Raw genomic sequence first — 5,358 nt, forward strand, 5'->3', positions numbered from 1 at the left:
GGGACGCTCGATCCACAGGGTGCCGGAGGATTCCTGGATGGGTTTGAGCGTCTCGTCGAGCACGACCTGCTTGAACCGGGCGCTGAAACTGTTCACCTCATGGAAAAACCGCCGCAGGCTGTCGGCGCCCGACTTCGGGTCGTTCGTGGCCGCCATCACGCTGCTCATCCCAAGCAGGAACATCGCCGCCAGAATCAACAGGCGTTGCATGTGGATCAGACTCGCACTGGCGGAGGCGCGATTACCTCGCGGCTGCCGTTGGGTTGCAGCGGTCCGACGACGCCGGTGCGTTCCATCTCTTCGATCAGCCGCGCGGCACGGTTGTAGCCGATGCGCAAACGCCGTTGCACGCCGGATATGGAGGCGCGACGCGTTTCGGTGACGATTTTGAGCGCCTCGTCGTACAGCGGATCGGCCTCGCCATTGCCGCCGTTCTCGCCATTACCGCCGCCTTCCTGAAGGAAGCCCTGGTCGTTGACGCCGGCATCGCCGTTGAGAATCTGTTCCTCGTAAACCGGCTCGCCGCTCTTCTTGAGAAAGGTCGTGACCTTGTGCACTTCATGATCAGCGACGAACGCCCCGTGCACGCGCTGCAACGATTGGCCCACGCTCAAGTACAGCATGTCGCCGCTGCCGAGCAATTGCTCCGCGCCCATCATGTCGAGCACGGTGCGCGAGTCCACGCGCGACGACATCTGGAATGCAAGACGCGAGGGGATGTTCGCCTTGATGAGGCCGGTGATCACGTCCACCGACGGGCGTTGCGTCGCCAGCACCAGATGCAGGCCCGCGGCACGCGCCTTCTGTGCCAGCCGTGTAATAAGCTCCTCCACCTTCTTGCCGACCACCATCATCAGGTCGGCCAATTCGTCGACAAGAATGACGATCATCGGCAAGGGTTTCAGCTCCACCGCCTCCTCACCCGGCTGTACCAGCGGGTCGGTGATCGGCGTGCCGGCCTCCTGCGCGTCCTTGATCTTGCGGTTGTAGCCCGCGAGATTGCGCACGCCGAGCGCGGCCATCAGGCGATAGCGCCGTTCCATCTCGGCGATGCACCACTTGAAGGCGTTGGCCGCCTGTTTCATGTCCGTCACCACCGGCGCGAGCAGATGCGGAATGCCCTGGTACACCGCGAGCTCCAGCATCTTGGGGTCGATCATGATCATGCGCACGTTTTCCGGCGTGGACTTGTACAGCAGGCTCAGGATCAGCGAGTTGATGCACACTGATTTACCCGAACCCGTGGTGCCGGCAATCAGCAGGTGCGGCATCTTGGCGAGATCCACCACCACCGGATTGCCACTGATGTCCTTGCCGAGCGCGAGCGACAGCGGCGAGACGGATTCCTCGTACGCTTGCGATGCCAGCACCTCGGTCAGGCGTATGGTCTCGCGCCCTTCGTTGGGAATTTCAATGCCGACCGAGGTCTTGCCGGGAATGTTTTCCACCACGCGCAGGCTGACCACAGACAGCGAACGCGCCAAGTCGCGCTGCAGGTTGGTGATCTGCGAAGCCTTGATGCCCGGCGCCGGCAAGATCTCGAAGAGCGTGATCACCGGACCCGGATGCACGGCCACCACCTGCGCCTCGATGTCGAAATCGAGCAGCTTCTTTTCCAGCAGCCGCGCCATGCTTTCCAGGGACTGTTTTGAGAACTGCGGTGCCTTGTCCTTGTCCGCCGGGTCCAGCAGCGACAACGGCGGCAGCTCGCCGGGAGACGGCAGGTCGAATAGCGGCACCTGTTTTTCCTTTTCCGCGCGCTTGCTTTGTGCGGGTTTGGCGATCGACGGCTCAATACGCGGCGGGGTGTGCCGTTCCAACGCTTTCATGTCCTCATCCACGACCTCGCGCCGTTTCTGCTTGGCGCGCATGCCGATCAGTCGGTCAACCTGCGCGGAGATAAAACGATACAGCCAGTCGGCAAAAACGAAACTCCATCGGCCCGCGCTGTCCATGAGCTTGAGCCAGGAGAGTCCGGTATAAATCGTGACGCCCGAGAGAAACAAAGCCAGCAGGAACAGCGTGGCACCGGTAAAACTGAAGGCCGAGGCCAATCCCAACCCCATGGCATTGCCCAGCCAGCCGCCGCTGGCGAACGGCATGCCGGTCTGGCTCTGCGCGAAGTGCAGGCCGGCCAGTCCGCAGGCGCCGATCATGACGGCAATGAAACTTCCGGTCATCAGAAGACGGTGCTTAAGTCCCGGCGATTCCGGATCCTTGCGATGCTGGTAAATGTGCCAGCCGGAAAAGCCGATCATGAGCGGAAACAGAAAGGCGACGTAACCGAACAGGTTGAACAGCACGTCCGACAGCCACGCGCCCGCGCGCCCGCCGGTGTTGACCACGATGTCGCTCGACCCCAGGTGCGACCACGATGGATCGGTGGTGGAGTAGGTCCACAGCGAAATCAGCAGATAGATGGCGATCGCGGCGAGGACGTACAGGGCCGCTTCACGCAACAGATGGAGAATACGCGGTGTCAGCGGTGGATTGGATTTGTTGCGGGTGGCCTGCGTCACAACCTTCCTTAGAGTGCCGTAAAAAGTGGCGGCATTTTCCCATTTTTTAGGGCATTGCGCCAACTATTAAGGTAACCCTGACTAAGACCGTTCGTGCTGAGCTTGTCGAAGCACGAACAGGGCATCGGCCCTGTGAATACAGTCTTGTTCACCCTTCGACAAGCTCAGGGCGAACGGTATAACTTAATTCGAAGTTCCTTCGCGCTCAATTCGCCAGTGCCGTCGCCACGGCCGGGTGGACAATTTTTCCGCCGGCAACGTTGACACCCCTGGCAATGGCCGGATCGTTCAGTCCGCCATCCGCCGCCAGCTTCAGCACGTAGGGGGTGAGCACCGTTGACAGCGCCTGCGAGGCCGTGCGTGGTACCGCGCCGGGCATGTTGGTCACGCCGAAGTGAACCACGCCGTCCTGTATATAGGTGGGATGCTCGTAATCGGTCGGACGGATGGTCTCGATGCAACCGCCCTGATCTACGGAGATATCAATAATGACGCTGCCCGGTTTCATTTTGCGCACCATCTCGGCAGTGACGAGCTTAGGCGACTTCGCGCCCGGAATCAGCACCGCGCCGATCAGCAGATCGGCGCTGTAAACCGCCTCGGCGATCAACGGTGCATAGGAAGGCAAGGCCGTGACATTCGGTCCGAGCGCGTGCATGCGTTCCAGCGCCTCGCGGTGCGGCGCGAACACGGTCACCTGCGCGCCGAGCGCGGCAGCTACTGCCGCCGCATTGCCTCCAGCCACGCCAGCGCCGAGAATCACCACATGGCCACGTTCCGTGGACGGCAGGCCGCCGAGCATAACGCCTCTCCCACCCGCGTGGCTGTGGAGCAACGTGGTGCCAATATGAACAGATAATCGCCCGGCGATGTCGCTCATAGGCGCGAGCAGCGGCAGTTTTCCGCCGGCCTCGACGGTTTCGAACGCCACCGCCGTCAGGCCCTTATCCTTCAGCGCCTGCGCCAGCTTCGGCGTGGCCGCCAAATGCAAGTAGGAGAAAAGGATGTGGTCCTTGCGCAGCAGATTATACTCCGAGGCGATGGGTTCCTTGACCTTGAGCAGCATCTGCGCGCGGCCGTAAAGGGCAGCCGCATCAGGTAAGATCTGCGCGCCCACGTGCTTGTAATCTTCGTCCGGATAGCCGCTCGCGACGCCCGCGCCAGACTGGATGGACACTTCGTGCCCATGCAGGATCAGTTCGGCGACGGCGGGCGGAATCAGCGCAACGCGCCCTTCCCGCACCTTCACTTCTTTCGGAATCCCGATACGCATGCGTTCTCCTTTACCGTCTTTGCGTCCATGGCGTAACATACGCACGAAATCGCGGCTGCCACCACCGGTGCAGCAAGATAAGAACTTCTCGGGTTTTTGTCTATCGAATGTTTTCCTGTTTTCCTACGGAGTTACCGCATAATGGATAAGGTCAAGCACTGCCGGCTGCTCATTCTCGGCTCCGGCCCCGCCGGCTATACGGCCGCGGTCTATGCCGCACGCGCCAACCTCAACCCGGTGCTCATCACCGGCCTGGAGCAGGGCGGCCAGCTCATGACCACCACCGACGTAGATAATTGGCCGGGCGACGTCGAGGGCCTGCTGGGCCCGGCGCTGATGGAGCGCATGCAGAAACACGCCGAGCGCTTCAAGACCGAGATTATCTTCGATCATATCCATACGGCAGATCTCAAGTCACGGCCGTTCAAGCTGGTTGGCGACTCCGGCGTTTACACCTGCGATGCGCTCATCATCGCCACCGGCGCCTCGGCCAAATACCTTGGCATCCCTTCCGAAGCAGCGCACCGGGGCAAGGGCGTGTCCGGTTGCGCCACCTGCGACGGATTCTTCTATAAAGGTCACAAAGTCGCCGTCATCGGCGGCGGCAACACCGCCGTGGAAGAGGCGATTTATATGTCCAACATCGCTTCCCATGTCACCGTGGTGCACCGGCGCGACAGCTTCAAGGCCGAGGCCATTCTGATCGACCAACTCATGGCCAAAACCAAGGGCGGCAACATATCCGTCGAATGGAACCATGAAGTGGACGAAATTCTCGGTGACAAGAACGGCGTCACCGGCGTGCGCATCAAGAACAATAGCGGCAAGAAGAAAGAACTCACCGTGCAGGGTGTGTTCATCGCTATCGGCCATGCCCCCAACACCGCCATTTTCGAGGGCCAACTTGAAATGCACGGCGGCTATATCAAGACTAAATGCGGCGATCAGGGCAACATGACCGCCACCAGCGTTCCGGGCGTGTTCGCCGCCGGCGACGTGCAGGATCACGTCTACCGCCAGGCCGTCACCTCCGCCGGCACCGGCTGCATGGCGGCACTGGACGCGGATCGCTATCTGCAAAAGCTTAAATAATATTGTGCGGGATAGGCGGTTATTGCCGTAATCCACCAATACTTTGGTTGTCATTCCCGCCCCCGATTACACCATTCGAGGGCAGGCTTCAGCGGGAATCCAGGAAATAAATGATCAGGGCGGTCATGCCGCCCTGCACATAAATTCCCTCCCACCAAGGGGAAAGGTTAGTTAGGATGAGGGTTCTTGATTGGAGCCTGACCCATGCCGACCGATAATCAGGATGACGACGACCCCGACCTGTTCCGCAAGGCCGTCGGAAAAATCCGCCCGGTAAAGCAGGACAAGATTCATCCCAAACCTAAACGCCGCAAGCCGGTCCCCGAACAAACGCTGCGCGATCAGCGCGAAGTCATGGACAGCCTGCTGTCCGACGAATACGAACCTGCCGATATCGAGACCGGCGACGAACTGCTCTACACCCGCCCTGGCCTGCAACACAGCGTCATCCGAAAATTACGCCGCGGCCAATAC

General features: G+C 60.7%; 5 protein-coding genes. 2 read left to right on the forward strand and 3 right to left on the reverse strand.

Annotated elements, in window-relative coordinates; all coding sequences use genetic code 11:
- The 3 genes from ACC569_RS13680 to ald form a co-directional block, all read right to left on the reverse strand.
- A partial coding sequence (locus tag ACC569_RS13680; protein ID WP_372524092.1) for an outer membrane lipoprotein carrier protein LolA occupies positions 1-210 on the reverse strand: 210 nt, incomplete at its 3' end.
- A gap of 5 nt (positions 211-215) precedes the next feature.
- Entirely contained in the window at positions 216-2,519 is a 2,304-nt protein-coding gene (locus ACC569_RS13685) for a DNA translocase FtsK (protein WP_372524093.1), read from the reverse strand.
- Between the two features lie 205 nt (positions 2,520-2,724).
- Positions 2,725-3,792, reverse strand: coding sequence for an alanine dehydrogenase (ald, locus tag ACC569_RS13690; RefSeq protein ID WP_372524094.1), 1,068 nt, complete (start codon positions 3,790-3,792; stop codon positions 2,725-2,727).
- Between the two features lie 141 nt (positions 3,793-3,933).
- Between ald and trxB the strand changes: the two genes are divergently transcribed.
- Together trxB and ACC569_RS13700 are read left to right on the forward strand one after the other, a co-directional pair.
- Positions 3,934-4,884 carry a thioredoxin-disulfide reductase gene (trxB, locus tag ACC569_RS13695; RefSeq protein ID WP_372524095.1) on the forward strand — a complete coding sequence of 317 codons (951 nt, stop codon included), beginning with the start codon at positions 3,934-3,936 and terminating at the stop codon, positions 4,882-4,884.
- Between the two features lie 204 nt (positions 4,885-5,088).
- A partial coding sequence (locus ACC569_RS13700) for a Smr/MutS family protein (RefSeq protein WP_372524096.1) occupies positions 5,089-5,358 on the forward strand: 270 nt, incomplete at its 3' end.

The organism is Sulfuricaulis sp., assembly GCF_041499725.1.
Lineage (GTDB): Bacteria > Pseudomonadota > Gammaproteobacteria > Acidiferrobacterales > Sulfurifustaceae > Sulfuricaulis.